The organism is Bacteroidia bacterium (assembly GCA_041391665.1).
GTDB lineage: Bacteria > Bacteroidota > Bacteroidia > J057 > J057 > JAGQVA01.
On the sequence record JAWKNO010000003.1, the window covers coordinates 37,088 to 54,924 of the forward strand.

At 44.4% G+C, this 17,837-nt stretch carries 14 protein-coding genes; 10 read left to right on the forward strand and 4 right to left on the reverse strand.

Annotation, left to right across the window (positions count from 1 at the left end; all coding sequences use genetic code 11):
* Nucleotides 1-10: 10 nt before the first annotated feature.
* Both R3D00_22965 and metK read right to left on the reverse strand, forming a co-directional pair.
* Entirely contained in the window at nt 11-676 is a 666-nt protein-coding gene (locus R3D00_22965; protein MEZ4776056.1) for a hypothetical protein, read from the reverse strand.
* Nucleotides 676-1,986: a methionine adenosyltransferase gene (gene metK, locus R3D00_22970; GenBank protein ID MEZ4776057.1), complete on the reverse strand. Its 1,311-nt coding sequence runs from the start codon at nt 1,984-1,986 to the stop codon at nt 676-678. The genes R3D00_22965 and metK overlap by 1 nt, the downstream gene beginning before the upstream one ends.
* Before the next feature lie 38 nt (nt 1,987-2,024).
* Here metK and R3D00_22975 point away from each other — a divergent pair, with 38 nt between their 5' ends.
* The 3 genes from R3D00_22975 to trmB all read left to right on the forward strand — a co-directional run bounded on the left by R3D00_22975 (nt 2,025) and on the right by trmB (nt 3,366).
* Nucleotides 2,025-2,162, forward strand: coding sequence for a hypothetical protein (locus R3D00_22975; GenBank protein ID MEZ4776058.1), 138 nt, complete (start codon nt 2,025-2,027; stop codon nt 2,160-2,162).
* Nucleotides 2,163-2,231: 69 nt separating this feature from the next.
* Nucleotides 2,232-2,618 (forward strand): hypothetical protein, encoded by a 387-nt coding sequence (locus R3D00_22980; GenBank protein ID MEZ4776059.1) that lies wholly within the window; start codon nt 2,232-2,234, stop codon nt 2,616-2,618.
* A gap of 94 nt (nt 2,619-2,712) precedes the next feature.
* Nucleotides 2,713-3,366, forward strand: coding sequence for a tRNA (guanosine(46)-N7)-methyltransferase TrmB (gene trmB / locus R3D00_22985; GenBank protein ID MEZ4776060.1), 654 nt, complete (start codon nt 2,713-2,715; stop codon nt 3,364-3,366).
* Here the strand turns inward: trmB and R3D00_22990 are convergent.
* A complete protein-coding gene (locus R3D00_22990) occupies nt 3,363-3,791 on the reverse strand; it encodes a hypothetical protein (protein ID MEZ4776061.1) in 429 nt (142 codons plus the stop codon). The genes trmB and R3D00_22990 overlap by 4 nt on opposite strands.
* 497 nt (nt 3,792-4,288) lie before the next feature.
* Here R3D00_22990 and gyrA point away from each other — a divergent pair, with 497 nt between their 5' ends.
* From gyrA to R3D00_23005, 3 genes are all read left to right on the forward strand, one after another.
* A complete protein-coding gene (gene gyrA, locus R3D00_22995) occupies nt 4,289-6,832 on the forward strand; it encodes a DNA gyrase subunit A (GenBank protein ID MEZ4776062.1) in 2,544 nt (847 codons plus the stop codon).
* Nucleotides 6,833-6,875: 43 nt separating this feature from the next.
* Nucleotides 6,876-8,120, forward strand: a complete 1,245-nt coding sequence (locus R3D00_23000) for a hypothetical protein (protein ID MEZ4776063.1) — start codon at nt 6,876-6,878, stop codon at nt 8,118-8,120.
* A 146-nt stretch (nt 8,121-8,266) separates the two neighbouring features.
* Nucleotides 8,267-9,427, forward strand: a complete 1,161-nt coding sequence (locus R3D00_23005) for a hypothetical protein (GenBank protein MEZ4776064.1) — start codon at nt 8,267-8,269, stop codon at nt 9,425-9,427.
* A 1-nt stretch (nt 9,428) separates the two neighbouring features.
* Here the strand turns inward: R3D00_23005 and R3D00_23010 are convergent, their stop codons facing one another.
* Complete coding sequence (locus R3D00_23010; GenBank protein ID MEZ4776065.1) at nt 9,429-11,099, reverse strand: hypothetical protein; 1,671 nt, start codon at nt 11,097-11,099, stop codon at nt 9,429-9,431.
* Nucleotides 11,100-11,171: 72 nt separating this feature from the next.
* Here R3D00_23010 and R3D00_23015 point away from each other — a divergent pair, with 72 nt between their 5' ends.
* The 4 genes from R3D00_23015 to R3D00_23030 all read left to right on the forward strand — a co-directional run bounded on the left by R3D00_23015 (nt 11,172) and on the right by R3D00_23030 (nt 17,829).
* Nucleotides 11,172-12,281 (forward strand): glycosyltransferase, encoded by a 1,110-nt coding sequence (locus R3D00_23015; GenBank protein MEZ4776066.1) that lies wholly within the window; start codon nt 11,172-11,174, stop codon nt 12,279-12,281.
* Nucleotides 12,278-13,243 (forward strand): ADP-glyceromanno-heptose 6-epimerase, encoded by a 966-nt coding sequence (gene rfaD / locus R3D00_23020; protein MEZ4776067.1) that lies wholly within the window; start codon nt 12,278-12,280, stop codon nt 13,241-13,243. The genes R3D00_23015 and rfaD overlap by 4 nt, the downstream gene beginning before the upstream one ends.
* Nucleotides 13,244-13,367: 124 nt before the next feature.
* Nucleotides 13,368-14,000, forward strand: a complete 633-nt coding sequence (locus R3D00_23025) for a hypothetical protein (protein MEZ4776068.1) — start codon at nt 13,368-13,370, stop codon at nt 13,998-14,000.
* A gap of 157 nt (nt 14,001-14,157) precedes the next feature.
* Nucleotides 14,158-17,829 carry an ATP-binding protein gene (locus R3D00_23030; GenBank protein MEZ4776069.1) on the forward strand — a complete coding sequence of 1,224 codons (3,672 nt, stop codon included), beginning with the start codon at nt 14,158-14,160 and terminating at the stop codon, nt 17,827-17,829.
* Nucleotides 17,830-17,837: the final 8 nt, after the last annotated feature.

Genomic DNA, 17,837 nt, shown 5'->3' on the forward strand with positions numbered 1-17,837 from the left:
ACAGGAAAGGTTACATAACGACAATTGCAGATATCCGACTTTCTGCCGGAATATCATCTATAGAGAATTCGTTTCCTGCGGCGGTGGACATACGGTTTCCGGCGTCTTTTACCAGGTAAATATATTTCTGGGATCCAACTTGAATATTGATAGATTCAAATTCAGTCAGGGGAAAAACCTGAACAGAAGCAGCCTCAAATTTTTCAAGAAAATCACTCAGCGACGTACCGACGTGAATTTCTTCAGGAGTACGGTACTTTTGAGATTCCACTCTGATACGATTCACCTTACTGACAGCAAGCAGCGAATCGTTGCTATAGCGTTGATCAATAAATTCACCTTCAACGATAATTTTGCCGTCTTCAAGATGGAGCGTTCTCACCAGCCATTCAAAGCCATTGCCATTTTGCACAGAGTCCTGAATATCGTCGTCAGACAGTGAAGAGAGCTTAACATCTGCGACATAATCACCCAGGCGAACAAATGCCAACCCCGATTCACAAATAAAATCGGGGTTGGAGAAACATTCTATTTCTGCCTGGGACATACCTTCCGTATTAATGCTATCGGGAAGGTAGAGGTCCTGATTTTTTTTCTCACCTGTTTCATTGCTACAGGAAGAGATTCCCCACAGCACGAGGACCAGGAGAGTAAAAGGCAGCAGATTTTTTTTCATTACAATCCAAATATTACTTTGATCTGGTCAACCAGGTCAAGTTTTTCCCACGCGAAAAAGGTCACCTTCTTTTTGGCCTTTTCACGGAGCGTATTTTCAGATACCCCATTTCTGGAAATCTTCACATAGTTGGTATCCACATCAGCTTCAAAGGTATCTCTCCCCATATGGCCATAAGCAGCGGTAAGAGAGAAAACAGGGTTTTTGAGCCCCAGGCGGTTGACGATTGCGCGGGGAGTAAAGGAGATGGCGCTGGCAATTTTCGTGGCAATTTCGGCATCCGAAATATTCAATTTGGAAGTGCCGTAGGTATTGATGTTGATAGAAACCGGCTCAGCCACGCCAATGGCGTAAGCAAGTTGAACGAGTACTTCATCAGCTACCCCTGCGGCTACGAGGTTTTTGGCCAGGTGTCTTGCCGCATAAGCTGCACTGCGGTCGACCTTAGAGGAGTCTTTTCCGGAGAAGGCACCGCCACCATGGGCGCCTTTACCACCGTAGGTATCCACAATAATTTTTCTGCCGGTAAGTCCTGCATCTCCGTGAGGTCCACCGATTACAAATTTCCCTGTTGGGTTAATATGGTAGATGGTATCTTTCAGCAGATGAGAAGGAACGGCACGGGGAATTACATGTGTGATAATATCTTCCCTGATTTTGGCCAGCATCTGCGAATCAGCCCGGAGTTGCGCTTCGGGAGAAGCATCATCGGGTTTAACAAAATCATCATGTTGAGTAGAAACTACAATTGTGTGAACTCTGGCAGGAACCCCATTGTCGTCATACTCAATCGTAACCTGAGATTTTGAATCAGGCCGGAGGTAAGGCAGAAGGTGAGACTCATTTTTACGGATATCCGCCAGGACCTTGACAATACGGTGAGAAAATGCAAGGGCCATTGGCATATACTCCGGCGTTTCGTTGTTGGCATACCCAAACATCATCCCCTGGTCTCCAGCGCCCTGTTCTTTGTGTTTTTCATCGTCGCTATCCACCCCTCTGGCGATATCCGCAGATTGTTCGTGAAGCGAAGACATGACTGCACATGAGCCAGAACTAAACTTATATTCGTCGGATGTATAGCCAATACGGGTAATCGTATTCCTTACCACTTCCTGAAGATCAACATATGCATTGGTAGTTATTTCTCCGGCAAGGACTACCAAACCTGTGGTTACAAGAGTTTCGCAAGCTACACGGGAATCTGGATCCTGGGTGAGCATGGCATCCAATACAGCATCTGAAATCTGGTCAGCAACTTTATCAGGATGGCCTTCGGAAACAGACTCTGAGGTGAATAAGTATGGCATGTTTTTTTGATTTACAATTTGGTGCAAAATTGCATCTCATGGAAACAAAATACAAACAGCAAACCGTTAAAATGCCGGAAGTTCTATCATTTTTTCATAATAAATATTCTCTGTGCGCCAATCTTACCGATGCAGGCAGTTTTAATAAGAAAGCAAAAAAAATCACCTGCCTTTAACGATTTAGTTTGGTTAATGAGGCAAAAAATACTAGATTTGTAGAAGTTCCAGTTTAATCCATTATCATTATGTCACTGAGATGTTTCCCGTTGGTTCTGGGATTCTTACTCTTAGCACCGATCTTCTTACATGCTGATGGCGGTTCTACTGCCGTTGATCGTGTCCCATCCGAAGAGTTGCCTGTGATTGTTGTCCAGGTCTCGGGTTCATCTGACGGGGCTTTTGGCGAACGTGTGGTCAGTATTCCGGTTCACTTGTATATTGAATCTGAAGTAAAAGTGGAAATCAGAGATGCGCTCGGTTATATGCGCTTTGGATCTGAAGCTACTTATCCTGAAGGCGAAAGTGATATACGTGTAGGAGTCGGCAATATGGATCAGGGGCTTTATTTTGTACGTGTAACCACTGATCTGGATGAACAGTCAGTGATTGTCATTGTAGAAAGACCTCAATAACCAGAAAGATTTATATAATTTTGCCTCCTGCTTTCCGGCAGGAGGTTTTTATTTTGTATAGTTGCCGTAAATTACCCGCCAAAACTACTCAGGTATGGCCAGGACAAAAGATCTGAAAAAAAATCAATTCAAAGACTTCCACAATTGCTTTGATAAGAATAGTAAAACTAAAGGCAAATGGCAGGAAATTTTTGGAAATGACCATCCCGTAACTTTTGAACTCGGATGCGGGAAAGCAGCATTTATCTATGAAATGGCGCAAAGGTATCCCGGGCGAAATTTTGTAGGTATCGACCTGAAAGCAGACCGCCTGTGGAAACCCGCTAAAGAAGCGGAGGCTGCCGGTATTCAGAATCTGGCGTTCCTTTGTGCGCATCTTATCCAAATTGGGGATTATGTCGCCGAAAATGAAGCGGCCGAACTGTGGATTACCTTCCCCGACCCATACCCCAAAAAAAAGCAGGCGAAACACCGCATGGTGAATTCGCCTTTCCTGGATCTGTATGAAAAAATTCTTCAACCCGAAGGGATTCTGCATCTTAAAACAGACAACCTGAACCTGTTTCATTTCTCCCTCGAAACATTCGTCAGACGCAAAAACATACAACTCCTGCAATTATCCTTCAACCTCCACGAGGCAGAAGATATTCAGGATGACGCAAAAATCCAGACCGCTTATGAGACGATGTTCATGAATATGGGAATGTCCATCAATTATCTGAACCTGAAGTTTACGCAGCCCGCCTAAGCACTTGCCGGAGGTTTTACTTCGTAGATTTCGGTATCAGAAACTTCTAACAGGATCATCTCGCATTTCCCGTCTGCTCTCTTCAGCAACTCCGGATACGTGTCGAGGGACAAATCATTATTTACCTGCACCATCCACTCGAGAATTCTTTCCGGCTTTTCGTCAAACAAAAAATGAAACTGAACTTCGTCTTCAAGAAAAACATCTGAAATACGAAGACTGATCATATTGACCGGAGAATGAAACCGGGCCTCCAATGTGGTATTTTGATGATGCACGATTCTGTACCCTTCAGGATTGGTCATCTGGTTGGCATCAAACCTCCGCTCTGTATCGTCATAGTCTGCCCAGCCATTACTTTCCAGGATAAGATTGAATATATTTAAATCACGTAGCTGGGTGGGAGTCAATTCTGCTTTACGCATATTATTCAAAAGGATTATCTAAATGTGTTTGTACAAATATAGATGACCGCCATATGCTTTAAAAAGCAATACAAGGGGCTTTTTTACATAACCCGACCGACAATACTTGCGAGGTAAGCAAAGAAAATTACATCACAACGCCAGGAAAATCAAGGCTGTGATTGTGTAATAATACCTGCGTTAACCAATAGTTTTAGTGGGGGCCTCCTTTAAAAAGGCCTTTTCTGATGACTGGGATAGATATAATCGCAAAGGTATTGGAGTAATGAATGGAGACCATTATGGAACTTTTACCATTTACCCCTCACGGATGCATTCCAAAATTTACACGTAGATCACTTACAGATCGTATATATATTCGACACACTGCTTTTTGGGACTTTTCGCAGTCATTCAAAAAAACAACCGCCCGGGCGGCTTTTATTCAATCGAAGATTTACCTAATTTGCAGGCTGAAAAGTGAGCGTCTGTACTCACTCTCAGAATAAAAAAATTGTATGGAAGAAGAACCTATTGAAGACGGTCTATTCGGGGAAGGTCAACGGATCATAAACCGCATTATCGAAGAGGAAATGAAGAATGCCTACATTGATTATTCAATGTCGGTAATCGTCTCCAGAGCCTTGCCGGATGTACGCGATGGTCTTAAGCCTGTTCACCGCAGGGTGCTTTATGGTATGACTGAGCTGGGGCTGGCAAGCAACCGCCCGTACAAAAAATCAGCAAGGATTGTCGGGGAAGTATTGGGTAAATTTCACCCACATGGTGATACTGCCGTATATGATACGATGGTGCGAATGGCGCAGGACTGGTCTCTTCGCTATCCCCTTGTAGATGGGCAAGGCAACTTTGGCTCGATAGATGGCGACAACCCCGCCGCTATGCGTTACACGGAAGCACGCCTCCGCCGTATTGCAGAAGAAATGCTTGCAGATCTGGAGAAAGATACCGTTGACTTCAGACCCAACTTTGACGATTCCCTTACGGAACCCACCGTGCTGCCCGCCAAAATCCCTAATCTCCTTGTAAATGGAGCCAGTGGTATCGCTGTGGGTATGGCAACCAATATGCCGCCGCACAACCTTACGGAAGTCGTCAATGCGACCATTGCCTATATCGACAATAATGATATTGATATTCTGGGGCTGATGGAGCATGTGAAAGGCCCTGACTTCCCTACCGGCGGACTTATCTATGGGGTGGAAGGCATCCGCTCTGCGTATGAAACCGGCAAAGGCAGGGTAGTCATGCGCGCCAAAGCAGAAATAAAAGTCCTTAAAGACGAGAAAGAGAGAATTGTTATCTCTGAAATCCCCTATCAGGTCAATAAGGCAAGCACCATTGAAAAAATTGCCCACCTGATTGCAGACAAAAAACTCGATGGAATCTCTGATGTCAGAGATGAATCTGACAGAGACGGACTCCGCATCGTAGTCGATGTCAAACGCGATGCAAATGCACGCGTAGTGCTGAACAAACTGTTTCAGTTTACCCCCCTTCAATCTTCCTTCAGCATCAATAATGTCGCCCTCGTAAAAGGCCGGCCACAAACGCTGAATCTCAAGGATATGATCCGCCACTACGTGGATCACCGCCATGAAGTGGTAATCCGCCGTACCCGATACGAGCTCGATGAAGCCAAAAAACGTGCGCATATCCTCGAAGGTCTGCTTATTGCCCTCGATCATCTGGATGAAGTCATCGCCCTCATCCGTGCGTCTCGTACAGCTGATATCGCCCGCGATGGCCTGATGGAGAAATTCAATCTCTCTGAAATTCAGGCGAAAGCCATCCTCGATATGCGTCTTCAGCGACTTACTGGTCTGGAAAGAGAAAAAATTCAGGAGCAGTACCGCGAACTCATGGAACGCATCGCCTATCTCGAATCGGTACTGGACAATGAAGAGTTGAGAATGGGGATCATTAAAGATGAACTGGCAGAAGTCAGAGATAAATTTAATGATGGTCGCAGAACAGAAATCACTTTCGCCGACGGTGAAATACGCATAGAAGATATCCTCGCAAATGAGGATATGATCATTACTATCACCAATCAGGGGTATATCAAACGTACGCCTGCCACAGAATATCAGGCGCAGGCAAGAGGAGGTACTGGTTTTAAAGGAACCGGAAAAAAGGAAACAGACTTTGTAGAACACCTGTTTTCCGCCCTCACCCACAACTATATGCTTTTCTTCACAGAGAAAGGCAAATGTTTTTGGCTGAAAGTTTATGAAATTCCTCAAGGAGAGCGATCTCATAAAGGAAGGGCCATTCAGAATGTGATCAGTATCGATGCTGATGACAAAGTAAAGGCCTACCTGACTGTAGAAAGTCTGGATGACGAAACGTTCCTTGACAGTCATTTTATCATTATGGCCACCAAAAAAGGCCAGGTAAAAAAGACCTCCATGCGGGCCTATAGCCGCCCCCGGCAAAATGGTATTATCGCTATTACCATCAACGAAGGGGATGAACTGCTGGAAGCCAAAATCACCAATGGCAATAGTCAGGTGGTTATAGCCGGAAAATCAGGCTATGCCGTTCGCTTCCACGAAAGCCATGTAAGAGAAATGGGCCGGGGTGCCGCGGGTGTCCGAGGCATCTCTCTTCAGGGAGAAGATGATGAAGTAGTAGGTATGGTCGTAGTTCCCGATGAAGAAAAAAACCTTCTGGCTATTTCTGAAAAAGGATACGGTAAGAAAACACCCATTTCTGAATACAGACTTACCAATCGCGGAGGTAAAGGAGTAAAAACGATCAATGTATCACCCAAAACAGGAAAACTTATATCCATCATCCAGGTAGAAGATACGGAAGATGAGGATGTAATGATTATCACTAAAGCGGGCATAACAATCAGGATGAAAATCATGAGTATCAGCACAATGGGCCGAAATACTCAGGGAGTAATCCTTATCCGGCTGAAAGGTGGAGACGAAATTGCTTCTGTAGCAAAAGTAGTTGAAACAGAAGAGGAGGATACCCAGTCTGACCAGGTTGACCAGATTGATACCGATCAGACCGAAAACTTAAACTAAAGTCTTAACTAGCAATCATCTTACGAACTAAGTATCAAAAATTATGAAACGACTTTCTGTTGTATTTGTATTTACAATTGCAATGTTGGTTTCTGTTTTTGCACAGAAATCCAAAATTACTACCGGTGTTCTTGCCCTTCAAAGTGGCAAACCGGGGGAAGCAATTATCAAATTTGAAGAGGCACTTGCCAAACCTGAACTGATCAAAAATGGCAAAGATATTGCCAAAGCGCATTACTATCTCAGCCAGGCATACTATCGCGCCGGTCTCGACTCAACCCTGATGGCTACCTATCCCGATGCGCTTTTTAAAGCTGCTGACAACTTTACCGCCGCACTCAATCATCCCGATGGTGCCAGCTACCAAAAGCAGGCTGTACTTGATAATGTGGAAGGAAATCTCTGGGGTGCACTTTTTAATGCCGGTGCAACCGTCTTTAATGAAGAAACTGAAGGTGCTGACAAAAGAGCCCTGAAGTACTTCCTTGCTGCCGACCAGATCTCCCCAAACAACTTCCTGACCAACCGCATGGTCGGCACATGTTATCTGGTATTGCTGGATACAGCCAACTGTGCTACCTACCTCGAAAAAGCAGTTAAAATCTATAAAGACAAGTATATCACTGCTACAGAGGGTGTCGAAGCGCTCAAACAAACAGATGAATATCAGAGAGATACTGAGCAAATGAGCTTCCTCTACCAGCAACTTGCCCTGATTTATGAAGCAAAAAAAGATGCCCGTAAAGGCCTTGACATGCTCAACGAAGGTGCCGAAGTGTTGCCGAAAGATAAAGATATCAAGCGGATGGAGCTGATTATCTATCAAAAACACCCCGAGCTTTTTGCAGAAGCAGTCACCAAATTTGAATCCGCGATCAAAGACAATCCCGACGACGCAAACATTAAACTCGCTTTTGCGGGTCTGCTTGAACAATCCGGCAAGTCAGATCAGGCCTTCAAACTCTACGAAGAGGTCTATAAAGCCAATAATCAGGATATATCTGCCAACTATGGACTGGGGGCTTATTACATCAACCAGGCTGCTGCGATCAGCGAAGCCAAAATGAAACTGGATGATGAAGATAAAATTGATGAAATGAACAAACAAATCATCTCTTTGCTTGAAAAAGCATATCCCTACATGCAGTGGCTGCACAAACAACAGCCCGAAGAGCGCGAGTGGCTGAGCCAGTTGGTAACAATTGCGCCTATTCTTGGAAAAGATGAAGATATGATGGAATACGGTAAAAAACTGGGGGACCTTTCACGCAAAGCGGAAGGCAACTAATCCTGAATTTTTTATCTGATTATAGCATACCCCTCACGAATTAATCCTGAGGGGTATTTTTTTATGTAATAATTCCACGCATTTGCGTTACGCGCTCTGAAGATAATTGTGCTATTTGTTCAGGCATTTTTCAGAACTCTGAGAGTATGATTAAGAAAAGTATTTCGGCCATAGTTTTGGGTCTTTGTATGTGGGCAACCCTTGTTGCTCAGCCAGAAGCGCCCACGCTGGTTTCAGGTATCAAAGCCTTTCAACAGGAAGACTATGAGACTTCCATTCGCATACTGGCAAAACTCATTGAGGATGAAGGCCCTGTTTCAAAAATCAATCTTCCTGAAGCACATTTTTACCTCGCACAAGCCTATTATCAGATCTCAAAGGATCCGGTTAAGGCTGCTATTTACCCTGAAGCCTTGCTCCGTGCCTACAATCACCTGATGGCTTCCAAAAATACCGATTCACCCGGTTCCGGATACCAACGAATTGCCGACGTAGCGCTGGAAGTGTTGTGGCCCGCCATTTACAATACCGGGGTAGATGCCTACAACCAACAGGATTTTAACCGGGCGGTCGTGTTTTTTTCCAAAGCACGACAGATCAACCCTCGTTTTTTTGAATCGGCCCTCAACCAGGGATATGCCCACTGGCAGGTTGGCGATACACTTGCGGCTATTAAGAGCTGGCAAAAGTCTCTGGAACTTTACAGAATACTCAAAAATGACGAAAACCAGCGGACGTTAGAAACTACCTTACTGATGCTCGCCGGTGCCTATAGCCAACGCAATATGCCCGAAGAAGCCAGAGCCTTTCTTCTGGAAGGGATGGCACTTTTCCCAGGCAGATACGCTTTCCATGAAGCAGAAATCGTCCTTTACAACCTGCATGAAAACCTTCCCCCCGGACCAGAAAATCGATTCAGGGAAATTATTCATGAAAATCCTTATGATATCAGCGCAAAACTCGCGCTCGCCAAACATCTTGAAAATTCAGGTAATCACGCCTCCGCCCTAAAACTTTTTGAGGAAATCATTTCTCAAAAACCTGTGCATTTTGAAGCAAATCTACATGTAGCCTCCTACTATATCAACCAGGCCATTGCACTGGAAACACAAAATAAATCTACCCGGGAAGCACTTCCGCCAGCATTTCATGCGAATCTGGAAAAAGCGGTTCCCTGCCTCAAAGTGCTGCATGAAGCTCAACCGGATAATACCGAATGGCTGCGTCAGCTCGCCACGTCAACCCAGATTTTGGGCCTTGAAGAAGCAGAGAGCTATCGCAAACTGCTGAAAAAAGCAAGCCAATAGGTCAGAATTTCACCTCTCTTGGAAGAATATTCACCCGAAGGCCACCCAGAATACTCGTGGATGTATTCTCATTTTCCTTACGGTAGCGGCCCTCTGCTTCGAAAAAAATATCGGTATTTCTAAGCTGCCAGCTCAGCCTTCCATAAATCTGGGTTACTTTCCACGGATCTCCCTGGCCTACCACATTATCAAAATCACCGGGTCTGTTGGTATCAGGAAAATTAATATCTCCCCCGTAATTAATTCCCCCCGTATCCAATCCTTTCTGCAAGCGGGTATAGGTCAAAAAAACATTCCATGCCGGAAACGGATGATACCGGAGTGCAAAAAAGTAGTTATCAAGGTTTGCACCTGCCGCATGCCCCAGGTATTGCCCGTAATTGCTGTAACTGGAAATCACGCTGAAATGCTGGTAAGTATAGGGTCTCACCCGATTGTACTCAGCCTGTAAGTCCAGCGTGGAAATCCCAAAAGCATCCACATACTTTAGCCCACCCTGATAGCCAAGTTTGTTTCCCCAATATCCTTTCCCCTGATCCCGCACACCATAATTGTAATCATCAAGCAAAATCTGCCCATACAATTGAACATGATGCAAAAAATTGTACTTAAACTGAAGCCCCAGCAGCGAATTGTCAGGACTGCCAATGTATTGCTCCGCTGCCCGGTAAAAAATGATCGGATTCAGATACTGAAGCTCAAACCCTCTGCGGCCATTGGCTACTACCGGACTGTAAATGACCGATTCAAAAATACTGAATGAGAGGTCAGTGGTAGGATAATAGGTCAGCTGGTGAAATACCCCATACTTGCGGGGAAGCACCCCGTCATTGTCATTGCGGTTTCGGATAAAATGGATCATCTGGGTGAAGTGATTGGTATATACCAGCTTCCAGATCCGGGTATTGATATTTAACAGCAGATAATCTGCTGCGTGGTCTGATAACAAAAGACTCTGATATCCATTTCCCCAAAAGGCCCTGTCTTTCCCAAATTTAATCCGCATCTGTTTCCATGGACTATAGGTAACATATGCCCTTGAACTGAAATAATCCACCCCGTTTGCCTGTCCAAATCGCTTGACAAATGACTCTCCGTGAAGGGTTTGTGTATTCTGCCAGGAATTAAAAACAAACTGAGGCAGCCGGGTTACGTTGTCGTACACTTCTGTATAAAATCCTACTTTTTCACGAAAAGAACCCCTGACCACCAACCCTCTGGAATTGACATAAACGGGCAGATTGGTTGCGGTGGCAGTGGGGTAATCGTTGTGGTCGATTCCACCGGCAAAATGAATGACAGGATTGAGAAACAAGCGAAATCCTGGCTGAGCCACATGGAAAAGGTCGCGTTGATTGGTGTAGAATTTTCCCCATACGCCGCGAAATTGCTCACGTACAGCGAAAGTATCATCGGCAAGCATTCGCATACGCGCATGCCAGCCCGACTCGACAGCGCCCATGCTACTTTGATCGGTGCGCGCAAAAACCTCAGCCAGCATCTCCCTGCTATAGGGTTTTACATCTGTCGAAATAAATGTTCCCGTCAGCCCTTTGATATCCAGCCGGTCAGTGTAGTGGTAGAGTTCGTGATTCAGAACAATATCGGTATTCTGCGCCCAGAAAATACCTGCATAAAGCAGGAAGCAGGTTGTAATGACAAATCCTTTCATAGCGTTGAAGAACGGCAAAAAACCGATTTCCAGCAAAGACAATAAAGAAATCCGGTATCTTTGTCGAGGCTTATGGGAAAAAAAATTATCATCGCAGTCATCAATGACCTTTCCGGAGATCAGCGCATTCACCGGATTGCTACCACCCTGGCGGAAAATGGCTTTGACGTACAGGTGGTGGGGCGGTTGTTGCCAGACTCACAGACGCTTGCGCATCGACCCTATCAGACCCATCGGATGAAGTTGTGGTTTCGGAAGGGAAAATGGTTTTATCTGGAATATAACCTGCGGCTTTTCTGGTATTTACTTTGGCAAAAGGCAGCGATTTTCAATGCCAATGACCTTGATACATTGGGCGCTTCATTTCTGGCTGCTGCAATCACCGGAGCAGAACTGATCTACGACAGCCATGAATATTTTACCGAAGTACCAGAGTTGGTAGAAAGACCATTCACCCGAAAAATATGGCTGCTGCTTGAAGGCTGGATTTTTCCCCGGTTGAAAAAAGTCTATACAGTAAACGCAATGATTGCGGAAATATACAGCCGGAAATACGGTATAAACGTAGGCGTGGTTAGAAATCTGCCCTTCAGCAGGGAGCCCATTTCTCAGCCGGAGCATTCAAATACCCTGCTCTACCAGGGCGCATTAAATCTGGGTCGGGGAATCGAGCTGATGATCGACGCGATGCAATATTTACCCGAATATACACTTCAGATTATAGGGCGGGGAGATATCGAAGCGCAGTTAAAACAGCGGATAGCAGATAAAAAAATCAACAATGTTGATTTCCGGGGATTTATCCCCTTTGAGTCATTGTATGTACTCACTACCCAGGCTTGCCTGGGATTAAGTCTTGAAGAAGATCTGGGCGCCAATTATCGCTATGCATCGCCCAATAAGATTTACGATTATATCCAGGCAAATGTCCCTGTACTGGTGTCTGATCTTCCCGTCATGCGGCAGTTGGTGGAATCCAACCATACCGGAGAAATTCTGCCCGTCAGTGCACGTACGCCCGAAAACCTCGCCAAACGCATCCGCAGCATCACAGAAAATACCGCTTACTATGAAAGCCTGAAAGAAAACTGCCGGAAGGCTGCCAGAGAACTCAACTGGGAAAAAGAAAAGCAGGTTTTATTAGCATATTATTCACCCTCAAACCCTTCACAAACCTCATGATACTAATTACCGGCGCAGCAGGCTTTATCGGAAGCTGTATGGTTGCCAGGTTTAACGAATCCGGAGCCAGTAACCTGATTCTTTCGGATGACTTCAGCCGAAAAGACAAACAAGCCAACTTCGAAACAAAGTCTTATCAGACACGGGTCGAAAGAACAGAACTATTTCCCTGGCTGAAAAAAAACGGGCAAAAAATATCGTTGGTCATACATTTGGGTGCCCGAACAGATACCGCCGAAATGCAACAGCCAATCTTTGATATCCTAAACATCAATTTTTCCAAAGATATCTGGAGGTTTTGTTGTGAACAGGAAGTTCCCCTGATCTACGCTTCCAGCGCAGCTACTTATGGTGATGGATCAGCAGGATTTTCCGACGAGCCGGGAAAAACAGGTCTTCTGCAACCACTCAATCCCTATGGGTGGAGCAAACACACATTTGACCAATGGGTTTACCAGCAGGAAAAAACACCGCCCTTTTGGACCGGTTTAAAGTTTTTTAATGTCTATGGTCCAAACGAATACCACAAAGGAAGGATGGCAAGTGTGATTTTCCACGCTTTTCATCAGATAAAAACCACCGGAGAGCTACATTTATTTCGTTCACACCGCCCGGATTTTGGAGATGGAGAACAAATGCGGGATTTTATTTACGTGAAAGACGTGGTAAATATCATCCATCATTTGACTATTTACGGCAAAAAACCCGGCATATATAATCTCGGAACGGGTCGGGCGCGTTGTTTTAATGACTTAGGCAGGCAAGTTTTTACAAGCATGGGACTGGAAGAAAAAATTCGCTATATTGATACCCCTATTGACATCAGAAACAGCTATCAATACTTCACAGAGGCTGATATGCAGCGATTTGAGGCAAATATTTGCCCGTGGGATTTTACCAGCCTGGAAGAAGGAACTGATCAGTATATACGCCATTACTTGTTGTTGAACAGATATTATTGACCAAAATCTTTCATGGTATTTGTATTTGAGATTTATTTCTGCAATTATGCATAGGTCTCAAACAAATCTTTTGAAAATTTCGTTACTATTCTTAACTTAATAATCCTTATTTATAAATAAATCCATGACGCTGGTAGAGCTTCTTCTGAACTTCAGCTTATTGCTATCTTTACTAATAGCGCCCTGTTTTGTGCTGCTGGCTTATTGGTACAGGCGGCAACTAACCCAAACGCTGATGGTCTGGAAAAAACCGGAAATGGTGATTGTCACAATCATATTTTCCGTTGCTGCGTTGATTTTGTTCATCGTCGGCATTTCGGGCTTTTTTGTTTACGGAGATTTTCTCAACTCCAACGAGTTGCAAAAGCTGGATAAGGAGAAATTTTTAAATATCGGATTCATCTGTGTATTGCTTCTGATTGCCATGGTATTCACCTACGTCGCGATCCGGATGTTGCTCGTAAGAGTTGTTACGGAGCGAGGTATCGTGGTCAATGACCGCATTCTTCGCATACCTGATTTTCGCAATGTAGTGGAATGGAATGAGGTAGCAGACTATTATCTCGTCTCAGATTATCCCAACGTAATATTTACGCTGATTGTACGTCGGCAGGGTCTTCAGTTTGAACGCTACTCTATGCGGGTGCCGGTTTTTGTCCGGGACGATTTTGAAGATCTTTTGGAAACCCAAATGTATAGCGCTACGGCTATGCGGTCCCGCAGTGACATCGGAAGCCACAAATTTTCTGAAAATTAAGGTCATCCGGCTCACAAGTTTTTGAATTTTCGTAAAAAATTTCCGATAACCTAGTATATTAGGGGGGATGTACGAATCACCCTTTAAAAAAGGTCTTCCGTGGCTAGTAGCCGGCTTGCTCTTATTGATGATCAGTTCAGTTTTGTATCTGTATGATATGGAATTAACTGATGAGGAAATTCTTATCAGAGTTGAAGAGAAGCTCAATGCTGATTTTCGCACGTGTATTTCTGCTTACTCAAAAGATATTTCCGGAGATATGGTTTCCCCTCCGGAAAATTGTCATGCCTGTGAAATGATTTATGATATCAAAACAGGAAGACTACGAAGCTGGACAAACCAACCCTACCTCGCCACACAAAAATCTATCAACTTACTGAAAAGCCTTCCTGATTCTGTGATCGTACGCATGGAAAACCGGGCTTATTATCAGATTCGTACTCAGTTGGGCGATAGTACTGCCATCGTACTTATTCCGCTGAATATCAGCTATCAGGTTCAAAATGATTTCCTGATTCCTTATATATTTTTGGGCAGATGGGAAAAAACCCTTTCGGGTGATAAAAAACGGGAATACCTCAATGCCATGCAGGTTGCGATTGGAGAAACTACTTTTCCCGGTTCTCAAAATATTCGGCTCACAGACGATGTAGGCAATACAATCCTGTCTTATGGCAACGTGCCGGTTATCCCTTTCCGCGCACCTGTTCGCTATATGGTCATCGTTTTCCTGATCCTGGGTGGGTTATTCCTGGGAATATTTTTACGCGTTTATTCACTTGACCGCTGGCATTACCGATATTTTATCAATGGCTCCCTATTTGTAGGCGTAATTCTGGTCAGGTTAATCCTTTACTGGATAGACCTGCCGGGCAACTATATAGATATCGGGCTGTTTTCCCCTGATGTACTGGCATTCCACGCACTTGCACCTTCCCTTGGGGAAATGACGATAAATATCCTCACTCTTGCCGTATTGGTGTGGATTGCCTATATGCATATTTTCAGGATAGAGAATCTGCTTTTCAGGAAGATCATCAGCAAAAATATCTATGCGTGGCCGGCTATGTTTGCGACCATCCTCATCAGCAGCCTGCTGATGATGTTTTATGTACAAATCTTTCGGGAGATCACGATGAACTCCCAGGTCGATATCGAGTTTTCCAACTTTTTCAAAGCAGATATGTATTCCTTCCTCATCCTTTTGGATGTAGGTATCCTTTTTCTATCGATTAGCCTCCTGATATTTACACTGCTCAAACTCAATGTATTATTTGCGCGCAGATTTGGCGCGACGCCCCTGTTCATTGGGTTTCATGTATTGTCAGCATTGCTGATAAACCTGGCTTTGCACGGTACGGCACCTATACTGTCGGTCATTTTTACAATGGCTATTTTGGGATTAGGGGTAACTGTTTACCGGGTTCCCTTCCGGCCTATTCTGCATCAGGATCTGGTCAACTATCTGATCCTGACCACGATATTCTCTATCGTCGTCACCTATAACATGGTGATTGGAGTCAATTTTAACAATGAGCAGAAAGCAGACCGGATCGCTGACGGGGTATTGGGAAGCCAGGTAGCAAATACTGTTTTTACTTTTATCAAGGCTACCGGTAATATTACAGGACGTATTGAAGAGATTGCGAGGAAAAAGAAAGAATTAAACAATACCGATGAGTTTAAAAACTGGGTAAAAGAGACCTTTCTTTCGCCCAATTTTAAGGAGTTTGAAGTGCGTCTTTACCTCTATGATGAGCAAAACAAGCGATTAGATAAGGATAAAAACTTAATTGCACCTTCATTTGGCCCCGACGCCGATATTCCCATTGAACTTCGGGGTGAGCTTATTTCAGAAAATCTCTACCAGCTCCCCAATGCTGAAAACAAATACCTGGATTTGTATGTAGGTTGGTTTGACCTCGATCTGGATACCACAGGGGTAATACGTTTTTTAATGGAACTCGCACCGGATAGCCGTGGTACTGAAGGTCTCTACCCTTCTCTCTCGCTGGACCAGGCGGTGTATGAAGATCGCAAGTTGATCAATTCCTTTGATCACGCAGTTTATCGGGATGGTTCTCTCTATAATGAAAGTAGCCAGACGCCTTTCCCGATTTTTCTGGAAGACTACAAAAACATCACCTCCCGGTTTACCCGTGTCAGAGAAGGGCAAAAAGAACTGGTAAAACCCATTGGCTCCAATAAGATTGTCATAGTCAGATATACGCAACAAAGTTTCATTGATATTCTGACTACCTTCTCCTTTATTTTCTACTTCTATATCGTGGGCGCAGTGATCATTATAGGCCTTCCTGTGCTTGCACTTCGTTCACTCAGAAGCGGCCAGTTTGCTTATAATATTCCATTAAGAGCCAAAATCCGCTTTGGCCTGTTTGCCATTAGTATCTTCCCCCTGTTGCTCATCGTAATCCTGCTTTCGTACTTTATCAGAAGCAGATACAATGAAGACGCCAAAAAAGATCTCAGGGAAGAAACTGCCAGGATCACCCAACTGATTGAGCAGGATTATCTAAATCTCCACAATGATCCATTCAGCAGAATCACCTTATTAAGAGAGTTTCAGGATAATATCCAGAAAATCGAGCCGATTGTGCGCAATGATATCAGCGTATTTGATGAGTTTGGAAAACGAATTGCATCTACTCAGCCATTGATATTTGAAGCAGGTATAAGTTCTGACCTGATGAATGAGGTCGCCTTCGACTCTCTCCGCCGGGGCGGGTTATCAGATCTGGTTATCAGGGAAAATGTTGGAAACCTCGCATTTTTCTCTGGTTATAAACCCATTATAGGTGTCAATGACCTTCCCATTGGTTATGTCAATGTCCCCTATATGTCTAAGCAGGACCAGTTGGACGAGCAAGTGACCGATTTCCTCGCATATCTGGCCAACATCTATCTGCTGGTATTTCTTATGATTAATGTTACGGCAGTATTGGTATCTGGTACCATTACACGACCGTTGTCTATGATTCAACAGCGATTGTCAACGCTTTCGCTGGGCAACGTCAATGAGAAAATTTCTTACCATGCAAAAGATGAAATTGGCGCGATCGTCAATGCATATAACCAACTGGTAAATCAATTGGCTGAAAGTGAAGAAAAAATCAGCCAGAACCAGCGGGAAATGGCCTGGCGCCAAATGGCCAGACAGGTTGCCCATGAGATCAAAAACCCGCTTACGCCTATGCGACTGAGTATTCAGCATTTGGTTCGTTCGTGGGATGAAAAAACCGACAGGCTGGAGTCGATGTTTCCTAAGGTAATGAAAACACTTCTCGTCCAGATTGATTCCATGGTGCGCATTGCCAACTCATTCTCCGAATTTGCGAAAATGCCGGAACCCGTGAAATCCCGTGTACAGATTAACGAAACGCTACTGGAAGTCGTGGACTTGTACACCCAGTCAGAAGAAGCTATATGGCTGATTGATGTACCAACCGAGCCTTTCTGGGCTTATGCAGACCGCGACCAGCTCTCCCGTTGTTTTAATAATATTATCAAAAATGGCCTTCAGGCTTTGGAAGGAAATAATGGCATTATTCATGTCAGCATGCGTATTTTGGAGGGATATACACGAATCGAAATCAAAGACAATGGAAAAGGTATTCCTGTCGACATCCAGAAAAAGGTCTTCGAACCCAGTTTTTCCACCAAAACCTCTGGCATGGGACTGGGACTTGCGATTGTGAAAAGAATCGTGGAAAATACCGGTGGCCAGATTTATTTTGAAAGTATCCCGGATGAAGGTACGACCTTCTTCATAGAAATACCCGTTGCAGAAAACGGCGGAGCCGAAGCATAAACGGCCCC

Coding starts and splice junctions, on each gene's coding strand:
- metK (MEZ4776057.1), bottom strand. CDS start 1,986: ATGCCATACTTATTCACCTCAGAGTCTGTTTCCGAAGGCCATCCTGAT.
- trmB (MEZ4776060.1), top strand. CDS start 2,713: ATGGCCAGGACAAAAGATCTGAAAAAAAATCAATTCAAAGACTTCCAC.
- R3D00_23005 (MEZ4776064.1), top strand. CDS start 8,267: ATGATTAAGAAAAGTATTTCGGCCATAGTTTTGGGTCTTTGTATGTGG.
- R3D00_23030 (MEZ4776069.1), top strand. CDS start 14,158: ATGGAATTAACTGATGAGGAAATTCTTATCAGAGTTGAAGAGAAGCTC.
- R3D00_22975 (MEZ4776058.1), top strand. CDS start 2,025: ATGGAAACAAAATACAAACAGCAAACCGTTAAAATGCCGGAAGTTCTA.
- gyrA (MEZ4776062.1), top strand. CDS start 4,289: ATGGAAGAAGAACCTATTGAAGACGGTCTATTCGGGGAAGGTCAACGG.
- R3D00_23025 (MEZ4776068.1), top strand. CDS start 13,368: ATGACGCTGGTAGAGCTTCTTCTGAACTTCAGCTTATTGCTATCTTTA.
- R3D00_23010 (MEZ4776065.1), bottom strand. CDS start 11,099: ATGAAAGGATTTGTCATTACAACCTGCTTCCTGCTTTATGCAGGTATT.
- rfaD (MEZ4776067.1), top strand. CDS start 12,278: ATGATACTAATTACCGGCGCAGCAGGCTTTATCGGAAGCTGTATGGTT.
- R3D00_22965 (MEZ4776056.1), bottom strand. CDS start 676: ATGAAAAAAAATCTGCTGCCTTTTACTCTCCTGGTCCTCGTGCTGTGG.
- R3D00_23015 (MEZ4776066.1), top strand. CDS start 11,172: ATGGGAAAAAAAATTATCATCGCAGTCATCAATGACCTTTCCGGAGAT.
- R3D00_23000 (MEZ4776063.1), top strand. CDS start 6,876: ATGAAACGACTTTCTGTTGTATTTGTATTTACAATTGCAATGTTGGTT.
- R3D00_22980 (MEZ4776059.1), top strand. CDS start 2,232: ATGTCACTGAGATGTTTCCCGTTGGTTCTGGGATTCTTACTCTTAGCA.
- R3D00_22990 (MEZ4776061.1), bottom strand. CDS start 3,791: ATGCGTAAAGCAGAATTGACTCCCACCCAGCTACGTGATTTAAATATA.